At 63.5% G+C, this 18,593-nt stretch carries 19 protein-coding genes; 8 read left to right on the plus strand and 11 right to left on the minus strand.

The features are described from left to right. Nucleotides 1-43: 43 nt before the first annotated feature. From pqqB to pedF, 8 genes are all read right to left on the minus strand, one after another. Nucleotides 44-958, minus strand: a complete 915-nt coding sequence (pqqB, locus tag QIW53_RS02590; RefSeq protein WP_371048134.1) for a pyrroloquinoline quinone biosynthesis protein PqqB — start codon at nucleotides 956-958, stop codon at nucleotides 44-46. 55 nt (nucleotides 959-1,013) lie between these two features. Then, complete coding sequence (pqqA, locus tag QIW53_RS02595) at nucleotides 1,014-1,085, minus strand: pyrroloquinoline quinone precursor peptide PqqA (RefSeq protein WP_003253598.1); 72 nt, start codon at nucleotides 1,083-1,085, stop codon at nucleotides 1,014-1,016. A 234-nt stretch (nucleotides 1,086-1,319) separates the two neighbouring features. Continuing rightward, nucleotides 1,320-2,840 (minus strand): acetaldehyde dehydrogenase ExaC, encoded by a 1,521-nt coding sequence (gene exaC / locus QIW53_RS02600; RefSeq protein WP_371048135.1) that lies wholly within the window; start codon nucleotides 2,838-2,840, stop codon nucleotides 1,320-1,322. A gap of 249 nt (nucleotides 2,841-3,089) precedes the next feature. After that, a complete protein-coding gene (locus QIW53_RS02605) occupies nucleotides 3,090-4,865 on the minus strand; it encodes a PQQ-dependent methanol/ethanol family dehydrogenase (RefSeq protein ID WP_371048136.1) in 1,776 nt (591 codons plus the stop codon). 166 nt (nucleotides 4,866-5,031) lie between these two features. Continuing rightward, nucleotides 5,032-5,964, minus strand: a complete 933-nt coding sequence (locus QIW53_RS02610) for a quinoprotein relay system zinc metallohydrolase 1 (RefSeq protein ID WP_371048137.1) — start codon at nucleotides 5,962-5,964, stop codon at nucleotides 5,032-5,034. 16 nt (nucleotides 5,965-5,980) lie between these two features. Continuing rightward, the gene (locus QIW53_RS02615) at nucleotides 5,981-6,739 is read right to left on the minus strand and encodes a quinoprotein dehydrogenase-associated SoxYZ-like carrier (RefSeq protein WP_371048138.1); all 759 of its coding nucleotides are present in this window, start codon (nucleotides 6,737-6,739) and stop codon (nucleotides 5,981-5,983) included. Further along, nucleotides 6,736-7,614: a substrate-binding periplasmic protein gene (locus QIW53_RS02620; RefSeq protein ID WP_371048139.1), complete on the minus strand. Its 879-nt coding sequence runs from the start codon at nucleotides 7,612-7,614 to the stop codon at nucleotides 6,736-6,738. Before QIW53_RS02620 ends, QIW53_RS02615 begins: the two co-directional genes overlap by 4 nt. Before the next feature lie 3 nt (nucleotides 7,615-7,617). Continuing rightward, nucleotides 7,618-8,079, minus strand: coding sequence for a cytochrome c-550 PedF (gene pedF / locus QIW53_RS02625; protein WP_371048140.1), 462 nt, complete (start codon nucleotides 8,077-8,079; stop codon nucleotides 7,618-7,620). Between the two features lie 254 nt (nucleotides 8,080-8,333). Between pedF and exaA the strand changes: the two genes are divergently transcribed. Together exaA and QIW53_RS02635 are read left to right on the plus strand one after the other, a co-directional pair. Continuing rightward, nucleotides 8,334-10,217, plus strand: a complete 1,884-nt coding sequence (gene exaA, locus QIW53_RS02630; RefSeq protein ID WP_371048141.1) for a quinoprotein ethanol dehydrogenase — start codon at nucleotides 8,334-8,336, stop codon at nucleotides 10,215-10,217. 142 nt (nucleotides 10,218-10,359) lie between these two features. Then, a complete protein-coding gene (locus QIW53_RS02635; RefSeq protein ID WP_371048142.1) occupies nucleotides 10,360-11,007 on the plus strand; it encodes a pentapeptide repeat-containing protein in 648 nt (215 codons plus the stop codon). Between the two features lie 124 nt (nucleotides 11,008-11,131). Here QIW53_RS02635 and QIW53_RS02640 read toward each other — a convergent pair whose 3' ends face one another. Genes QIW53_RS02640 through QIW53_RS02650 form a run of 3 tightly spaced genes read right to left on the minus strand, consistent with a single transcriptional unit; the run spans nucleotide 11,132 to nucleotide 13,148 of the window. Continuing rightward, nucleotides 11,132-11,764, minus strand: a complete 633-nt coding sequence (locus QIW53_RS02640) for a response regulator (protein ID WP_371048143.1) — start codon at nucleotides 11,762-11,764, stop codon at nucleotides 11,132-11,134. Further along, the gene (locus QIW53_RS02645) at nucleotides 11,761-13,023 is read right to left on the minus strand and encodes a HAMP domain-containing sensor histidine kinase (protein ID WP_371048144.1); all 1,263 of its coding nucleotides are present in this window, start codon (nucleotides 13,021-13,023) and stop codon (nucleotides 11,761-11,763) included. Before QIW53_RS02645 ends, QIW53_RS02640 begins: the two co-directional genes overlap by 4 nt. Nucleotides 13,024-13,025: 2 nt before the next feature. Further along, on the minus strand, nucleotides 13,026-13,148 hold the full coding sequence (locus QIW53_RS02650) for a hypothetical protein (RefSeq protein ID WP_371048145.1): 123 nt from the start codon (nucleotides 13,146-13,148) through the stop codon (nucleotides 13,026-13,028). A gap of 156 nt (nucleotides 13,149-13,304) precedes the next feature. Between QIW53_RS02650 and QIW53_RS02655 the strand changes: the two genes are divergently transcribed. From QIW53_RS02655 to QIW53_RS02680, 6 genes are all read left to right on the plus strand, one after another. Further along, nucleotides 13,305-14,489 (plus strand): ABC transporter substrate-binding protein, encoded by a 1,185-nt coding sequence (locus tag QIW53_RS02655; protein ID WP_371048146.1) that lies wholly within the window; start codon nucleotides 13,305-13,307, stop codon nucleotides 14,487-14,489. Between the two features lie 26 nt (nucleotides 14,490-14,515). After that, nucleotides 14,516-15,475: a YVTN family beta-propeller repeat protein gene (locus QIW53_RS02660; protein WP_371048147.1), complete on the plus strand. Its 960-nt coding sequence runs from the start codon at nucleotides 14,516-14,518 to the stop codon at nucleotides 15,473-15,475. Continuing rightward, complete coding sequence (locus QIW53_RS02665) at nucleotides 15,472-16,203, plus strand: ABC transporter ATP-binding protein (RefSeq protein ID WP_371048148.1); 732 nt, start codon at nucleotides 15,472-15,474, stop codon at nucleotides 16,201-16,203. The genes QIW53_RS02660 and QIW53_RS02665 overlap by 4 nt, the downstream gene beginning before the upstream one ends. Further along, complete coding sequence (locus QIW53_RS02670) at nucleotides 16,200-16,991, plus strand: ABC transporter permease (protein WP_371048149.1); 792 nt, start codon at nucleotides 16,200-16,202, stop codon at nucleotides 16,989-16,991. Before QIW53_RS02665 ends, QIW53_RS02670 begins: the two co-directional genes overlap by 4 nt. Nucleotides 16,992-17,225: 234 nt before the next feature. Next, entirely contained in the window at nucleotides 17,226-17,786 is a 561-nt protein-coding gene (locus QIW53_RS02675) for a PQQ-dependent catabolism-associated CXXCW motif protein (RefSeq protein ID WP_371048150.1), read from the plus strand. A 56-nt stretch (nucleotides 17,787-17,842) separates the two neighbouring features. After that, nucleotides 17,843-18,508, plus strand: a complete 666-nt coding sequence (locus QIW53_RS02680) for a response regulator (RefSeq protein WP_371048151.1) — start codon at nucleotides 17,843-17,845, stop codon at nucleotides 18,506-18,508. The last annotated feature ends 85 nt before the right edge of the window (nucleotides 18,509-18,593 follow it).

Genomic DNA, 18,593 nt, shown 5'->3' on the forward strand with positions numbered 1-18,593 from the left:
AAAAAACTGTGGGAGCGAGCCCTGCTCGCGATGAGGCCATCAGCTACAGCACAATACTCATGCCGTCATACGCCACCTCAACCCCCCGCCGCTCCAGCAACGCCCGCTCCGCCGAGTCCTCGTCGAGTATCGGGTTGGTGTTGTTGATGTGGATCAGCACCTTGCGCTGGCGGGGAAAGTCTTCCAGCACTTCGAGCATCCCGCCCGGTCCACTTTGCGGCAGGTGGCCCATGTCGCTGCCCAGGCTCTGGCCGACGCCACACACGCGCATTTCGTCATCGCGCCACAGGGTGCCGTCCAGCAGCAGGCAATCGGCGCGGTCCATCCAGCGGGCGACGTCGTCGTCGATCCGGCCCAGGCCCGGGGCGTAGAACACCGCAGCGCCGGAGCGCAGGTCTTCGATGAACAGGCCGATGGTGTCGCCGGGCTGCGGGTTGCCACGGTTGGGCGAATACGGTGGCGCGTTGCTGACCAGGGGGATGGCGCGCAAGCGCAGATGCTCGCAGGCGGGAATCTGGAAGGGCTCGCGGTCCAGTCCGATCGGCCGCCACTGCAAGCCGCCGTTCCAGTGTTCGAGCATGGGGAACAAGGGGAACCCGCTGCTCAGGTCTTCGTGAACCCGCGCGGTGCACCACACCGAATGCGGGCAACCTTCGCGCAGGCTCAGCAGGCCGGTGCAATGGTCGATCTGGCTGTCCATCAACAGCACACCGGCAATCGCCGTGTCGCGCAGGCGGCGCGCCGGTTGCAACGGCGCGAAACCCTCGAGTTGCGCGCGAATGTCAGGGGAGGCATTGCACAGCAGCCAGTTCACACCGTCATCGCTCAAGGCAATCGACGACTGCGTGCGACGCTGCGCCCGCAGGCTGCCGCTGCGGACACCGGCGCATTGCCGGCAGTTGCAGTTCCACTGCGGAAAACCACCGCCGGCGGCGGAGCCGAGAACGCGGATGTGCATGAGCAATGCTCCAGAAGGCAGGCCCGGCCAACACCACGGCTGGCCGGGTGAACGATCAACGGTTGGCGAAATACATCGTCACTTCGAAGCCAATGCGCAGATCGGTAAACGCGGGTTTAGTCCACATGGGTCAATCCTCTTCTTGTGCCGGGCAATTCCGGTCAGGTCATTAATGCACGGGCCGCGACAGGCCCGAATGCTACTTTGGAACGAAGGTGCGGGGTGCGTTGGTAGCGGGTCGTTGGATAACCGCAAAACCAATGTGGGAGCGAGCCTGCTCGCGATGAGGCCAGCACATTCGGCGGTGAATGTTCGACCGTAATCGCGAGCAAGCCCGCTCCCACAGGTATCACCGCTGCTATCAGAAAAACCCCAACGGATTGATGTCGTAGCTCACCAGCAGGTTCTTGGTCTGCTGGTAGTGGTCGAGCATCATCTTGTGGTTCTCGCGACCGACACCGGACTTCTTGTAGCCACCGAACGCGGCATGGGCCGGGTAAAGGTGGTAGCAGTTGGTCCACACTCGCCCGGCCTTGATCGCCCGGCCCATGCGATAGGCGCGGTTGATGTCGCGGGTCCACAGGCCGGCGCCGAGGCCGAATTCGGTGTCGTTGGCGATGGCCAGGGCTTCGGCTTCGTCCTTGAAGGTGGTGACACCCACCACCGGCCCGAAGATTTCCTCCTGGAACACACGCATCTTGTTGGTGCCCTTGAGCAGCGTCGGCTGGATGTAGTAGCCGCTGGACAGGTCGCCCTCCAGGCGCTCGGCCGCGCCGCCGGTGAGCAGCTCGGCGCCCTCCTCCTGGGCAATGTTCAGGTACGAGAGGATCTTGTCGTATTGCTGCTCCGACGCCTGGGCGCCGACCATGGTTTCGGTGTCCAGCGGGTTGCCGCGCTTGATCTTGACGATCTTCTTCATCACTTCAGCCATGAACGGCTCGTAGATCGACTCCTGCACCAGTGCGCGGGACGGACAGGTGCACACCTCACCCTGGTTGAAGAAGGCCAGTACCAGACCTTCGGCGGCTTTCTCGATGAACGCCGGTTCGGCCTGCATGATGTCTTCGAAGAAGATGTTCGGCGACTTGCCGCCCAGTTCGACGGTGCTCGGAATGATGTTCTCGGCGGCGCAATGCATGATGTGCGCCCCGACCGGGGTGGAGCCGGTGAAGGCAATCTTGGCGATGCGCTTGCTGGTGGCCAGTGCTTCACCGGCTTCGCGACCGAACCCTTGAACGATGTTGAGCACACCGGCCGGCAACAGGTCACCGATCAGTTCGGCGAAGACCATGATTGACAGCGGCGTCTGTTCGGCGGGCTTGAGCACGATGCAGTTGCCGGCGGCCAGGGCCGGGGCAAGTTTCCACGCGGCCATCAGCAGCGGGAAGTTCCACGGGATGATCTGCCCGACCACGCCCAGGGGCTCATGGAAATGGTAGGCGGTGGTCAGCTCGTTGATCTCGGCGGCGCCGCCTTCCTGGGCGCGGATGCAGCCGGCGAAGTAACGGAAATGATCGGCCGCCAGCGGCACGTCGGCGTTGAGGGTTTCGCGCACGGCCTTGCCGTTGTCCCAGGTTTCGCTGACGGCGAGGATTTCCAGGTTCTGTTCGATGCGGTCGGCAATCTTCAACAGCACCAGGGAGCGGTCCTGGGCCGAGGTCTTGCCCCAGGCGTCGGCGGCGGCATGGGCCGCGTCGAGGGCCTTGTCGATGTCGGCGGCGCTCGAGCGCGGGAATTCGGCGATCACTTCGCCGTTGACCGGTGAAGTGTTGGTGAAATACTGGCCATCGACCGGCGCAACGAACTCGCCGCCAATGAAGTTGCCGTAGCGTGCCTTGAAGGAAACGACGGCACCGGGTGTTCCGGGTTGTGCGTAAATCATGGTGAGCCTCTGTCTGGGTCGAGGCCTGTCGGACCGACAGGCGATGCACCGATAGTAAGGAGCCCCGCCTGCCGCACGAATGCGCCGTTGGCAGGAGGGGCTCTCGTTATTTGGTAGTAGTTTTGGTGCAAATCAAATGTGGGAGCGGGCTTGCTCACGAAGGGGCCGTGTCTGTCGAGAGGGACGTTGAATGACACACCGCTTCGCGAGCAAGCCCGCTCCCACAGGGGTGATGGGCAAGATTTCGGATCAGTGCTTGGCCACCAGCTCCTTCGGCAATTTGAAGGTCCACAACATGCCGCCCTGGTTGAAGTCCTTCACCCGCTTGGCCACTTCACCGCCCCACAGCGGCACGGCGCCGCCCCAGCCCGACAGCACCGAGACGTATTGCTCGCCATCCATTTCCCAGGTCACCGGCGAGCCGAGCACGCCGGAGCCGGTCTGGAACTCCCAGACTTTTTCGCCGGTCTTGGCATTGAAGGCCTGCAGGAACCCTTCCGGCGTACCGGTGAACACCAGGTTGCCCTTGGTGGTCAGCACCCCGCCCCACAGCGGCGCGAAGTTCTTGTGGCGCCAGACTTCCTTGCCGGTTTTCGGGTCGATGGCGCGCAACACGCCGATGTAGTCTTCGTTCAACGGCTTGATGGTGAAACCGGCACCGAGGAACGCCGCGCCTTTCTTGTAGGCGATGCCCTCGTTCCAGATGTCCATGCCCCATTCGTTGGACGGCACGTAGAACAGCCCGGTGTCCTTGTTGTAGGCCATCGGCATCCAGTTTTTCGCACCGAGGAATGCCGGGGCGACGAACACCGAACTGCCCTTGGCTTCGCTGCCCGGTGCACCGGGGCGGCTGGCTTCGTTGTAGATCGGCCGACCGTCTTTATCCAGGCCGGTGGCCCAGGTGATCTTGTCCACGAACGGGAAGCCACGGATGAACTTGCCATTGGTGCGGTCCAGCACGTAGAAGAAGCCGTTGCGGTCGGCGGTCGCCGCCGCCTTGATTTCCTTGCCGCCCTCGGTGTAGTTGAACGACACCAGCTCGTTGACGCCGTCATAGTCCCAGCCATCGTGGGGCGTGCTCTGGAAGTGCCATTTGATGGTGCCGTCGTCCGGATTGAGCGCCAGGCGGGACGACGAGTACAGGTTGTCGCCAGGACGCAGGTGCGAGTTCCATGGCGCCGGGTTGCCGGTGCCAAACAGCAGCAGGTTGGTTTCCGGATCGTAGTAACCGCCCAGCCAGGGCGCTGCACCGCCGGTTTTCCACAGATCGCCCGGCCAGGTCTTGCCGGCCTCGCCGCCGGAGATACCGTTCTCTATCGGTTTGCCGTCCTTGTAGACATAGCCCATGTGGCCTTCGACCGTCGGGCGAGACCACAGCAGATCACCGTTTTTCGGGTCGTAGGCTTCGATCTTGCCCACCACCCCGAACTCGCCGCCGGCCACGCCAGTGATGAGTTTGCCGTTGATCACCAGCGGCGCGGCGCTGATCGAGTAGCCTTCCTTGTGGTCGGCGACTTTCTTGCTCCACACCACCTTGCCGGTGTCCTTGTTCAGCGCCACGAGCTTGGCGTCCAGGGTGCCGAAGAACACCAGGTCGCCGTACAGCGCCACGCCCCGGTTGATCACGTCGCAGCACGGCCGAATGTCGTCGGGCAGGCGCGCATCGTACTGCCAGAGTTTCCTGCCGGTGCGCGCATCCACCGCGAACACCCGCGAGTAGGATCCGGTCATGTACATCACGCCGTCCTTGATCATCGGCTGCGCCTGTTGACCGCGCTGTTTTTCACCGCCGAAGGAAAACGCCCAGACCGGTCGCAGGTCTTTCACGTTGTTGACGTTGAGGGTATCGAGGGGGCTGTAGCGCTGACCCTGGACGCCCAGACCGTTGGTGACGATCTGCTCCGGGTTCTTGGGGTCCTGGAGAATGTCCTGGTCACTGACGGCGGCCAATGCCGTGCCGGACAGCAGCATGGCACTGAGCAACACGCTCAGGACGAAGGGTTGGCGACGTGCGGGTTGGGTCATGGCGGCTACCTCTGCGGGTTTTTGTTGTACCGGGAAATTTTCCCGGTCTGGTGCAGATTCTTGGTCGCCGAAGGCCTTGCAACAATTGCCCGCAGTGTTGAGATTTGTAGTTCCTTGGTAGCGGGTCTTGATCAACAACGCAGCCTCCCTACAGATACAGAGGGAATCAGCGATGGGCATCAACGCGCTTCATCCGCTCCCGCTCATAACGCGGGTAAAGATGGCTGACGCTGCGGATCAGCTCGTAGCGGCTGAGACTGATCGCGGCGAAGCGTTCGGGGACGGGGCTGCGGATCATCTCCGCCATGTCGCTGCCGTTGGCGGCGCCGTCGCGCATCAGTTGATCGAGCCAGCCGAGGTAGTCGCGCATTTGCGCAAAGGGTCTGGCATCGCTGGCCAGCGGTCCGTGGCCGGGCACGATCAATGTCCACGCCAGCGCCTGGAGCGTGTCGATGTCTGCCAGCCACACCGACAGCCCGGGGCTGTTGGGCGTGGTCAGCGCCCGCTGATAAAACACCAGATCGCCGGCGAACAGCACGCCGGTCTTTTGGTCGAGAATAGCCAGATCCGCGCCGGTATGCCCACCCAGGCTCAGCAGGCGCAGATCGTGATTCCCAAAAGTTCGTACCCCGGGCGCCAGGGTCTCGGTGGGCAGCACCACCTCGGTGCCGCGCATCCAGTCGCCCACCAGCCGGTACATGTTTTCGGCCATGGCGTCGCCCTGTTGCCTGAGCAAGTCGGTGGTGCCGGCCAACGCACCGATCGGCACGTCGCTGAACGCCTGATTGCCCAGCACATGGTCCGGGTGGTGATGGGTCAGCAGTACCTGGATCACCGGTTTGTCGGTGGTCGCGGCAATCGCCTTGCGCAGGGCTTCGCCGTAGCGACGCGACGGTCCGCTGTCGATCACGACCACGCCGCGCTCGGTGACGATGAACGCCGTGTTGACGATGTTGCCGCCGTTGCTGCGGGCGAAATTGTCGGTGCTGCCCTCCAGCAACCAGGTGTCCTCGGCGATCAGACGGGGCGTGAGTGTGTATTCGAGATCCGCCAGCGCCGGCAGGCTCAGGCTCATGAACAACAGCAGCATCCAGCGCATCGTGCGCTCCTTGAGGTCAGGGTATGGCCGCATCGAACTCGTTGCCGCTGTTGTCGCGCAAGGTCAGGCGCGTCTGCCCTGCCCCCTCGACGTCGAAGGCCAGGCTGGGGTTCTCGCTGACGGCGGGAAACAGCTCGAGGCGCGCCAACAGGCGATCATCCTGAGCGCGCAGCTCGGCCTGGTTGATGAAGAATTCCGGAATGCCGCTGACCATGCCGTTGTCCATCGGGTGCGCCACCTGGACACGCAAGCGGCTGAACTCGCCGCGCGGGTAACGCCCGCCCAGCACCTGACCCAGGCGTTCTTCCCAACCCCGCTCGGTGCGCACCACGCTGGGCGCCGTGCAACCACCGCCCGCCGCATCGATCAGGGTCGAACCTACATGCCACAGGCCATCGCGGGTCTGTACCGCCGCGCGCAATGGGGTGGCTTGCTCGATGCGGATGCGGATCGACAGCCAGGGCAGCACGCGGTCCAGTGGCTGGAAATCGACAATTTTCGGTAAGGGGTTGAGCTCGGCCCAGGCGAGGATCTTCACCACCTCGCCCTTGAACGCCCGGGCATCGATTTCCAGCGGCACCTGACGCGCGTCTTCGGCAAACGGCGGCGCCAGCAGCTTGACCCGGTCATCGAACACGAACGGCGCATCGCCCAACATCTGCTTGTGGTAGAAGGCCCACATCACCGAGGGCACCGGGTCCGGGCCCGGCTCGACAGCACCGTTCGCGAACAGAGGCAAGCAACAGGCCAGCAACCAACCTGCGAACCGGTTCATGGTTGATACATGTCCGGCGCGTCGTAGCGCAGACCATAACGGGCATAAAGCGCATTCACCGAACCGTCGCGGATCAGCCCCTCCAGCGCCTCTTCCACGGCGTAGGCCAATTGGCGGTTGCTTTCGTGCACCGCCATGCCGATTTCCCAACGCTGCTTGCCCATGTTCGGGTAAGCGTTCTCCGCCAGCGCCCACTGCGGGTCGGCGGCTTCGTGCACCTGCCAGTCAATCTCGCCGCGCATGGCCATCACCGCATCGACTTCCCCGGCCTTCATCGCGGCAAACGCCTGGGGCACGCCGGGATAGTGACGGGTGGTGCCGGCGAGCATGCCGTTGAACACCGACGTCAGGTAGAACGACGGCACGCTGTCGACCTCGACGCCGATGGGGTGTTGCTGGAACACCGCGACGCTGGCCACCGATTCCAGGCGCCGGCGGTCATAGGCGACTTGCCATTGTTCATTCTGGTACGGACCGAACATCACCACATGGCCGTTTTCCAGTTCACCCACGTCATTGCGCTTGCGCGCGTAGTCCTGGTCGTAGGGCACGCGCATCATCAGGTCGGCCAGTTGCTGGTTGTGCAACTGGCTGGCCCGCCAGATGTAATCGCGCAGATCGTCGTCGAGTTTTTCGCCGGGCGGCGCCCAGATCAGTGTGAGCCGCACCCCCAGCGCCTTGGCCAGGGCACCCGCCAGCTCGACGTCCACCCCCCTGGGTTGGCCGGCATCTTCGAAGCTGTAAGGCGCAAAGTCCTTGTAGACCGCCACTTTCAACTCGCCGGCGGCGATCATTTCGTCATAGGTGCGCACCTGCGCCTGCGCCGCCGGGCAGCACAGCAACACCGCACTGATCACCATCGCGAGCAGGCGCATGCCTCAGTTCTCGACGCGGACGCTGTCGAGGTAAGTGCGCACAGCCCACAAGGCTTCCTGGCTCAGGTAGTCGGCCATTTTCGGCATGTACACCCGGCCGTCCCGCACGGCGCCGTGGCGCACGCGCTCGACGAACCATTCGTCACCAGCGTCGTCGGCGTCGAGCATGCGCAAGTCCGGGGCAATGCCGCCGGACTTGGCTTCCAGGCCGTGACAGGCCGCACAGTTCTGGTTGTAGGCCGACGAGCCGATTTCCACGGCTTTGTCGTGCTCGGGGGATTTGCGGTAAGGATTGACCGCTGCCCAACCGTCGCCATCGAGCGGTACGCCAGCGTCCTTGATCGGGGTCAGCCCTTTGGTTTCGACGGCTTGCGGCACCACGTTGCCGTGGGCCCAGACCGAACCTGCACTGATAAAACCGGCCAGCAGTCCGGCGACGAGCAAGGCGTTGCGTTTAGTTGTCATTGTTATGCCCTCAGGATTGCACGCAAAACCTCTTTGCAGAGGCTATGGCAGCCATCTTAGAAAGCCCCCCGCCAGCGCCCCATGCTGCTTTGGTGGTCGCGGCCTAGTACCTTGGTAGTAGGGCTTGCGGTGCACCACCAAATCAGGTGCCCCATGGGAAATCTTCCCGGCAACGGCGGGACTTTTTCCGTAGGCGCCACCCCGCCGGACACACCACCCTGTGCAGGCCAAAACCTCCACTGGGAACTGCAACCATGACAATAAGATCGCTACCCGCCCTTTCCCCATTGACCCTCGCTTTCCTGCTGGCGGGCAGTCTGAGCCTGAGTGCTGTCAGCCACGCGGCGAATGCCCCCGCCACAACGACCCATAACGTGACGTGGGAAGACATAGCCAACGATCATCTGACCACCAAGGACGTGCTGCAATACGGCATGGGCACCAACGCCCAGCGCTGGAGCCCGCTGGCCCAGGTCAACGACAAGAACGTGTTCAAGCTGACCCCGGCCTGGTCCTACTCCTTCGGCGACGAAAAACAGCGCGGCCAGGAATCCCAGGCCATCGTCAGCGACGGCGTGGTCTACGTCACCGGCTCCTACTCGCGGGTGTTCGCCCTCGACGCCAAGACCGGCAAACGCCTGTGGACCTACAACCATCGCCTGCCGGACAACATTCGTCCGTGCTGCGACGTGGTCAACCGGGGCGCGGCGATCTACGGCGACAAGATCTACTTCGGCACCCTCGATGCGCGGCTGATCGCCCTGGACAAGAACACCGGCAAAGTGGTGTGGAACAAGAAGTTCGGCGACCACGCCGCCGGCTACACCATGACCGGCGCACCGGTGCTGATCAAGGACAAGACCAGCGGCAAGGTGCTGTTGATCCACGGCAGCTCCGGCGATGAGTTCGGCGTGGTCGGCCAGTTGTTTGCCCGCGATCCGGACACCGGTGACGAAGTGTGGATGCGGCCTTTCGTCGAAGGCCACATGGGCCGCCTGAACGGCAAGGACAGTACGCCGACCGGCGACGTCAAGGCACCGTCCTGGCCTGACGACCCCACCACCGAAACCGGCAAGGTCGAAGCCTGGAGCCACGGCGGTGGAGCCCCGTGGCAGAGCGCGAGTTTCGACGCCGAAACCAACACCATCATCGTCGGCGCCGGCAACCCGGGCCCATGGAACACCTGGGCGCGCACCGCCAAGGATGGCAACCCGCACGATTACGACAGCCTGTACACCTCCGGCCAGGTCGGCGTCGACCCGAGCACGGGTGAGGTGAAATGGTTCTACCAGCACACGCCGAACGATGCCTGGGATTTCTCCGGCAACAACGAACTGGTGCTGTTCGACTACAAGGACAAGGACGGCAAGACGGTCAAGGCCACCGGTCACGCCGACCGCAACGGCTTCTTCTACGTGGTCGATCGCAACAACGGCAAGCTGCAGAACGCCTTCCCCTTCGTCGACAACATCACCTGGGCCAGCCACATCGACCTCAAGACCGGTCGCCCGGTGGAGAACGAAGGCCAGCGCCCGGCCAAACCCTTGCCAGGCGAAACCAAGGGCAAGCCGGTGGAAGTCTCGCCGCCTTTCCTCGGCGGCAAGAACTGGAACCCCATGGCGTACAGCCAGGACACCGGCCTGTTCTACATTCCGGGCAACCAGTGGAAAGAGGAATACTGGACCGAAGAAGTCAACTACAAGAAAGGCTCGGCCTACCTGGGCATGGGGTTCCGGATCAAGCGCATGTACGACGATCACGTCGGCACTTTGCGGGCGATGAACCCGACCACCGGCAAGGTGGTGTGGGAACACAAGGAGCACTTGCCGCTGTGGGCCGGCGTGCTGGCGACCAAGGGCAACCTGGTCTTCACCGGCACCGGCGATGGCTTCTTCAAGGCCTTCGATGCGAAAACCGGCAAGGAGCTGTGGAAGTTCCAGACCGGCAGCGGCATCGTCTCGCCGCCGATCACCTGGGAGCAGGACGGCGAGCAGTATATCGGCGTGACCGTGGGTTACGGCGGCGCGGTGCCGCTGTGGGGTGGCGACATGGCCGAGCTGACCAAACCGGTCGCCCAGGGCGGGTCGTTCTGGGTGTTCAAGATCCCGAGTTGGGACAGTTCGGTAGCGAAAAAGTAAAACGGCCATCCACTCCTCTACTGTAGGAGCGAGCATGCTCGCGATGGTCTCAAGAACGCCGTGGAGCACCAGATGCCCCGCGTCATCGTTGACGACCATCGCGAGCATGCTCGCTCCTACAGGGTTCCGACGAGACCCTGCCATGAAATGTCTGCCTCTACTCCTTCTGTTGAGCATCGCCACGGCCTACGCCGACGACGGTGACGACACCCCGTTGATCATCAACGGCTGCACCCTCGCCGAACACAGCCAGTGCCCCGGCGCCAATCTCAGGGGCGCCAACCTGAGCAATCAGGACCTGCGCAACATGAACCTCAGCGGCGCCGACCTGCGCGATGCCGACCTGCGCCACGCCCGCCTGGACCTGGCCAACCTGGAGAAAGCCCAGTTGCAAGGCGCCAACCTCAGCCGCGCCAGCCTGCAACAAAGCAACGCCCGCCTGGCGGATTTCAGCGGGGCCAACCTGATGGCGATCCAGGGCTGGGGCCTGTTCGCCCAGGGCGCGCAATTCCAGAACGCCAACCTCAGCGCCGCCTACCTGGAATTCGCCCGGCTGTCGGGCGCGAAGCTGCACAACGCCAACCTGCGGGCCGCCGACCTGGAAATGACCTGGCTGAGCAAGGCCGACCTCAAGGGCGCCGACCTCAGTGACGCCAATCTCCAGGAAGCCAAGTTAGGTGAAAGCAATCTGGAACAGGCAAAACTCGACGGCTCGCGCCAGCATTATGCGAATTTTCAGGATGCGAATATGGAGGGGTGTTCGGGGTGTCCGACGACGTGGGATAAATAAGCTGCAATGTACCCCCTGTGGGAGCGGGCTTGCTCGCGAATACGGTGTGTCAGAGACATGTGAAGTGACTGGTACACCGCATTCGCGAGCCCGCTCCCACAGAGCAGGAACCCTGTATCGCGGACTACCCCGCCTTGCGCACCACCCCCAGGTCAATCCCCAAATGCACCAGCTCGGCATGGGAGCTGACCTGCAATTTGCTCTTGAGCAGGGTCAGGTGGTTGGAAACGGTCTTGCCGCTGATGCTCAGTTGCTCGGCGATCAGGCGCACAGGGGTGCCTTTGGCGAGCATGACAAAGATCTCCAGCTCACGCTGGGTCATGCTCTGCAAACGCGGGTCCTCCTGCTGCGGGTGGCAGGCCAGTTGGGTGGCCAGCGGCTGTTCGATGTAGGCATGCCCCGCCAGAATGCGATGGACCGCCTCGATCAGCACCGGTGGCGCCGAGCTCTTGGTCAGGTAACCCGAGGCCCCGGCGTCCAGTGCCTGGCGCACCAGCGGCAGTTCATCGTGCATGCTGAAAAACAGCACCCGCAGTTGCGGCAGGCGCTGACGCAAGCGGCGGGTGGTTTCCAGCCCGCTGATGCCCGGCAGGCCGAAATCCATGATCACCAGGTTCGGCACCGCTTCCTGGACCCTGGCCAGCGCTTCCTCGCCCGTCGCCGCTTCACGCACTTGCATCGCCGGCAGCAGCGCCCGCAACAGGCTCGCGTAGCCCTGGCGGACCACCGCATGGTCATCGACCAGCAGAATATTCATGACACCTCCATAGGCACGTTCAAGGCCAGCGCCCAGCCGGCACCGGGCCGGCTGATGATGCGCAGCTCACCGCCCAGGCTGCGGGCGCGTTCGAACATCGAATACAGACCGACTCCCGGCCGCTGCGGTTGCTGCGCACCACAGCCGTTGTCACGGATCAGCAACCGCCATTGCCGGCCACGCTGGTGCAGGCGCACCTTCACCCGGCTGGCACCGGCATGGCGGGCGATGTTGGTCAGGGCTTCCTGCAACAGGCGGTAGAGATGGGTCTTGTCCGGCACCGACAACACCGGCAACTGCGTGCTGACCTGCAACCGGCAATCGATGCCCTGCCGCGCCTGCCATTGTTCCACCAGCAGGCCCAGGGCTTCGGCCAGCGGCAAGTGCTGCAGGACCACCGGGTAAAGATCCCGGACCAGCGCCCGGAACCCCTGCTGCAAGTGTTCGCAATTGTGTTCCAGTTCGCGCACCGTACGCGCCACCACCACCGGCTGATCCGCTACCAGCGGTAACAGGCAGGCCTGGGCGCGGATGCCCGCCAGGTATTGGCCGAGGTCATCGTGCAGGGTCTGCGCCAGATGCGTACGCTCCTGCTCCTGCAACGCCAGCAGGGTCTGAGTCAATCGAGTGTTGTCGGCCCGCGCCTGCTCCAGCGCTTCGGTCATCTGGTTGAAATGCACCGCCAGTTGGCGCGCCTCAGGCACACCTTGCGCCCGCAGTCGCACCTTCAATTGGCCGCCGGACACTTGCTGCAACGCCTGCAGCAAATCATCGAGCAGGCCCATGCCCCGGCGCACGGCCCAGCGAATGGTCAACAGGCTGAGGAGCAACGCCAGCGCGCACAGGCTCAGCAGTTGTTGCAGGGAATCCCAGACTTCATCGATTTCATCTCGCGGGTCGACCGCAATCTGCACACGCCGCCCGTCCAGCAGATCGAGCACCTGGGCATTGTGCCGGGATTGGGCAAACAACAGCCGCCCGAGCCAGGCGTCGAGGCTGTCCTGCTCCACAGTGGTGGCCTGCTCGCCGGGTTTGAGCCAGCGCACCCGCACGTGACGCAGGCTTTGTGTCAGTCGGGGTTGCAGGCTGGCGGGGTCGCGCTCGGCGGTTTCACTCAGGTACTGCACCACGGCTTGCGCCGATTGCAGTTCGCGCTCCACGTCCGCCAGCGCCTGGTGCATCAGTAACACCACGCACGCCAGGGTAACGAGGGTGAAAAACCCGCAGACCCAGAGGTTGATTCGCCACAGCGCGGACATGCCTAGCGCCCCGGAATCGCGGGCATGACGTGCAGCGGCGCGGGGCGCGGGCCGTGCAGCTTGTCGACGCCGATCAGGCTCAGGATCAGCAATAACGGCAGCAGCAACGCCTTGAGAATGCGCATGTTCGATCTCCTCCAGGGTGATGGCCGTTAACACCATGCTAAAACCGCGCCGCCCGAGATGAGTTACTACCTTGGTACTGCCCCGTTGGTACTTTCTGCATATTTCCACCCTCCCCCGGGGTTCCTATGCTGGCGCTACCTGTACCGGAGTGACTTATGCGCCCGCTTGCCCCTTACGCCCTGATCTATCTGCTGGCGATCGCCTGCGCCGCCGGGCTGGCGACCCAAAGCCAGGCGGCCGACGCGCCGTTGCAGGTGCAGATCGGCTACCTGGGTTATCGCCCCGACCCAGGCCCTTTGTTGTCGAACATCATTCCCGAGCCGACTGATGCCGGGCTGCGCGGTGCCGAACTGGCGATCACCGACAGCAACAGCACCGGGCGTTTTCTCAATCACAGCTACCGCCTGATGGCCGCCAGCGTTGACAGCCCGCCGGCATTGCTCGAAGCCGCGCGAGCGCAGCATGCGCAAGGCGTGCGCCTGTTCGTGGTGAATGCGCCGGTAGACAGCCTGCGCCAACTCAGCGCTGCGCTGCCCGACAGCCTCCTGTTCAATGCCGGCAGCCCGGATGACGCCGTGCGCACCCGCGACTGCCTGCCGAACGTGCTGCACACCCTGCCGAGCCGGGCCATGCTCGCCGATGCGCTGGCGCAGTTTCTGGTGGTGCGCAAATGGCAAAAGGCACTGCTGATCGTGGGTCCGACCGCAGACGATCAAGCCTACGCCGCCGCCCTGCGCCGGGCGGCAAAACGCTTTGGCCTGCAACTGGTGGCAGAGAAGCCATGGCGTTTCGACAACGACCAGCGCCGCAGCGCCCAGGCCGACATGCCGCTGTTCACCCAGACCGCCGAATACGATGTGGTGCTGGTGGCCGATGAGCGCGGCGATTTCGGCGAATACGTGCCCTACCAGACCTGGTATCCGCGCCCGGTCGCCGGCACCCAGGGCCTGACCCCGGTCGGCTGGCACAAGAGCGTCGAGACCTTCGGTGCCGCGCAATTGCAGAAGCGCTTCGAAGCCCTGAGCGGACGTTGGATGAATGATCGCGATTTCGCCGCATGGATGGCCGTGCGCAGCATCGCCAGCGCCGTGAGCAAGCTGCGCCAGACCGATCCGATGGCAATCCGCGACCTGCAAATCAGCGATCAATTGCCCCTCGACGGTTTCAAGGGTCGCAAGCTCAGCTATCGCCCGTGGAACGGCGAGTTGCGCCAGCCGATCCCGATCGTGCAGCCGCGGGCGCTGGTCAGCACTTCGCCCCAGGACGGTTTCCTGCACCCCTTCAACGAAATGGACAGCCTGGGCTACGACAAGCCCGAGGTCAGTTGCCGCTATCCCTGACTCATCACAACAATAAGGAATCCGCCATGCGCCGCACCCTGCTTTCCTGCGCCCTGCTCCTCGCTGCGGGTCACGCCGTGGCCAGCACCGCCTGGGTCTCCAACGAAAAGGACAACAACCTGAGCCTGATCGACCTGCAGACCCTGCAGGTGGTCGACACGCTGCCCGTTGGCCAGCGCCCGCGCGGCTTGCTGTTGTCCCACGACAACAAGCTGCTGTACATCTGCGCCAGCGACTCGGATCGGGTGCAGGTCATGGATGTGGCCACGCGCAAGATCATCAAGGAACTGCCCTCGGGCAAGGACCCCGAGCAATTCGCCCTGCACCCGAACAATCGCTGGCTCTACGTTTCCAACGAGGACGATGCGCTGGTGACGGTGATCGACACCGAAACCTCGAAAGTGCTGGGCCAGATCAACGTCGGCGTCGAGCCCGAAGGCATGGCCGTCAGCCCCGACGGCAAATGGGCGGTGAACACCAGCGAAACCACCAACATGCTGCACTGGATCGACACCAGCACCCAGACCCTGGCCGACAGCACCCTGGTGGATCAACGGCCGCGTTTCGTCGAGTTCTCCCCCGATGGCGCCAGGCTCTGGGCCTCGGCGGAAATCGGCGGCACGGTGACCGTCCTCGACGTGGCCAGCCGCCAGATCCTCAAGACCCTGACCTTCAAGATCAAGGGCGTGCACCCGGACAAAGTGCAACCGGTGGGCGTCAAGCTCAGCGCCGACGGCAAGTATGCGTTTGTCGCGCTCGGGCCGGCCAATCATGTGGCGGTGATCGATGCGCAAACCTACGAGATTCTCGATTACCTGCTGGTGGGGCGCCGTGTGTGGCAGATGGCGTTCACCCCGGATCAGAAGCAATTGCTGGCAACCAACGGGGTCAGCGGCGATGTGTCGGTGATCGATGTCGACAGCCTCAAGGTGATCAAGTCGGTCAAGGTCGGGCGCTATCCGTGGGGCGTGGTGGTCACGCCATGAACGCCCTGGAGGTCAGCGAGCTGAGCTTTGCCTACGGCGCGCGGCAGGCCTTGAGCCAGGTCAGTTTCAACCTGGCCCCGGGGCGTTTTGCTGCATTGCTGGGGCCGAACGGTGCGGGCAAGTCGACCCTGATCGCGCTGTTGACCCGCCTTTACGATCTGCAACGGGGCGACATCCGGGTCGGTGGCCATTCCCTGCGCAACGCACCGCGTCCGGCGTTGCGGCAACTGGGCGTGGTGTTCCAGCAAAGCACGCTGGACCTGGACCTGAGCGTGGAGCAGAACCTGCGCTACCATACCGCCCTGCACGGTTTGTCCCGGGGCCAAAGCGCGATCCGGGTCGAGGCCGAACTGGCCCGCCAGGCGCTGACCGAGCGCCGCCGCGAACCTGTCCGCAGCCTCAATGGCGGCCACCGACGGCGCGTGGAAATCGCCCGGGCGCTGCTGCATGAGCCGCGCCTGTTGCTGTTGGACGAGCCCAGCGTCGGCCTGGACCCCGCCAGCCGCCTGGCCCTCAACCAGCACCTGCGCAGCCTGTGCCTCGAACAGCGAATCTGCGTGCTCTGGACCACCCACCTGCTGGATGAAGTGCAACCCAGCGACGACTTGCTGATTCTGCATCAGGGACGATTGGTGGCCAGCGGACAAGCCGCTGCCCTGAGCCAGGAACACGGGGGCGACCTGGGCTCGGCGTTCAGCCGCCTGACCACTGCGGGGGCCCGCCCATGAACGCTTACTGGCAATGTTTCAGCGGTATCGTGCTGCGCGAATGGTTGCGCTTCGTGCTGCAACGCACGCGGTTCTTCAGCGCCCTGGTGCGGCCGTTGCTGTGGCTGCTGGTGTTCGCCGCCGGTTTTCGTGCGGCGCTTGGCATCGCGATCATCGAGCCGTACGACACCTACATCCCCTACGAGGTCTACATCATCCCGGGCCTGGCCTGCATGATCCTGCTGTTCAACGGCATGCAGGGCTCGCTGTCGATGGTCTACGACCGGGAGATGGGCAGCATGCGCGTGTTGCTCACCAGTCCCCTGCCCCGCAGCTTTTTGCTGTGCAGCAAGCTGCTGGCCACCTCGTTGATCTCTTTGTTGCAGGTGTACGCGTTTCTGGCGATTGCCTGGGTGTATGGCGTGCAACCGCCGGCCATGGGCCTGCTGATCGCCCTGCCGGCGCTGTTGCTGGTGGCGCTGATGCTCAGCGCCCTGGGTTTGCTGCTGTCGAACGCGATCCGTCAGTTGGAGAACTTCGCCGGGGTGATGAACTTCGTGATCTTCCCGCTGTTTTTCCTGTCATCGGCCTTGTATCCGCTGTGGAAGATGCGCGAGTCGAGCGAGTGGCTGTACGGGTTGTGCGCGCTGAACCCGTTCACCCACGCGGTGGAGCTGGTGCGCTTTGCCCTGTATGAACGTTTCAACCCGCTGGCGCTGGCGGTGTGCATGGGCCTGACGCTGCTGTTTACCCTGCTGGCGGTGTTCACCTTCAACCCGCAGCATGCGGCGTTGCGCAAAACTAATTAAATTGCCCCCCTGTAGGAGCGAGCATGCTCGCGATGGTCTCAAAGGCACCGCTGGGTGTCAGGTAGCCAGTGTCATCGTTCACGTCCATCGCGAGCATGCTCGCTCCTACAGGGGAGTGGCGGTGAAATCCGTGGGAAATCTACGACTTTAGTACCGGTTTCACCTGTCTATCGTCGCATTCCCAACGCAGCGCGACTGGCATGTAATGGGCGCATAACTATAAGGATCGAACCCATGCCGCGTGCCCGACGCTGTCTGCTGCGCCCATCACTCACCGCGCTATCGCTGAGCCTTCTGCTGCTGGGCAACGCCCAGGCCGACAGCGCGCTGTTTTCCAGTGAAGGTTATCGGATCAGTCTGTACCGCAGCCCGACGCCGGAACAGGCCGACGGCGCCACCCGTCTCGACACCCCGGCCCTGCAAGCCCTGTTGCGCCAGACACCCGCACCGGTGCTGATCGACGTCTACCGGCGTCAATGGCTGCAAGGACGCTTCATCGAAGACCAGCCCCACGAAAACCTGCCCGGCAGCCACTGGCTGGCCAACACCGGCGATGGCGACCTGACGCCCGAATGGCAGGCCTACTTCAGGCGCCATCTGGAAAAACTCACCGACGGCAATCGCCAGCAGCCCGTGGTCTTCTACTGCCGTTCCGATTGCTGGCTGAGCTGGAACGCGGTCAAGCGCGCTGCCGCGATGGGCTACCAGCGCCTGTATTGGTACCGAGACGGCCTGGATGCGTGGCAGGCGGCGAACCTGCCGGTGACGCCCGCGCAGCCGGAACCTTTCCCCTGAGCTTTACGCCTGCGTGTTGTTGCCACACCATAACGAAAATAATGAGGTGAAAGGCTATGTACAAAATTCTGATTGCCGACGATCACCCGCTGTTTCGCGAAGCCATTCACAACGTCATCAGCGATGGTTTCCCCGGCAGCGAGGTCATGGAAACCGCCGACCTCGACAGCGCCCTGGCGCTGACCGAAGCGCACGACGACCTGGACCTGATTCTGCTCGACCTGAACATGCCTGGCATGCACGGTCTCAACGGCCTGATCAACCTGCGCAACGAGGCGCCGACGATTCCCGTGGTGATAGTGTCCGCCGAACAGGACAAGCAGATCGTGCTGCAAGCCATCACCTACGGCGCCGTGGGTTTCATCACCAAGTCCTCGCCGCGCCTGCAAATGACCGATGCCATCCAGCAGATCCTCAATGGCAACGTGTATTTGCCGCCGGACATCATCCGCACGCAGAAAAGCAGCGCCAGCCGACGCATGAACGACACCCCGAGCTTCCCGCCGGAACTGCTCCAGGCCCTCACCCGCAAGCAACTGCTGGTACTCGAACGCATGACCAAGGGCGAGTCGAACAAGCAGATCGCCTACACCCTGGAAATCGCCGAAACCACGGTCAAGGCCCATGTGTCGGCAATCCTGCGCAAACTCAATGTGCACAATCGGGTGCAGGCGATCCTGAGCGCCGGGGATATTGATTTCGGGTCTTATCTGCGGCGTTGATTTTCAGGTTTGCGGGAAAACTCAATTGGCCCTATCGCGGGCAAGCCCGCTCCCACAGGTAATGAAGTGAACACAGATTTTGCGT

It is taken from the genome of Pseudomonas fluorescens (genome assembly GCF_041354075.1).
Classification (GTDB): domain Bacteria; phylum Pseudomonadota; class Gammaproteobacteria; order Pseudomonadales; family Pseudomonadaceae; genus Aquipseudomonas; species Aquipseudomonas fluorescens_CE.